This window comes from Lampropedia puyangensis, from assembly GCF_004833285.1.
GTDB classification, from domain to species: domain Bacteria; phylum Pseudomonadota; class Gammaproteobacteria; order Burkholderiales; family Burkholderiaceae_C; genus Lampropedia; species Lampropedia puyangensis.
On the sequence record NZ_STFG01000070.1, the window covers coordinates 1 to 365 of the forward strand.

At 54.2% G+C, this 365-nt stretch carries 1 protein-coding gene; it reads left to right on the forward strand.

The annotated features are described in order from the left end of the window. Positions 1-365: transposase (locus tag E9531_RS17400; RefSeq protein ID WP_136575027.1), on the forward strand; the 365-nt coding region annotated here is incomplete at both ends.

Consider the following 365-nt stretch of genomic DNA (forward strand, 5'->3'; position numbering starts at 1 on the left):
TACCAACTGCTCGATCGGATGAGCTACCAGCGTTTTTGTCAACTCGAGCACAGCCTCACCGTACCAGACCGCAACACCATTTGGCGCTTTGGCCAATCAGTAGGATTTGATGGTGCGGAGGCCTTGTTTGAAGGAGTGGAGCTACAACTGCGCCAGAACGGCTATATCGCCAGAGGCGGGCAAGCCATTGATGCGACGCTGGTGCCCGCGCCCAAACAGCACATCAGCAAAGAAGAAAGGGCCAAGCTGCAAGAGGGCCAATCACCTGACTGGAGTGAAGCCAAGGCAGCACAAAAAGACACCGATGCCACGCATACCAAAAAGCATGGCAAAAGCTACTTTGGCTACAAGCTCAGTGTGAGCGT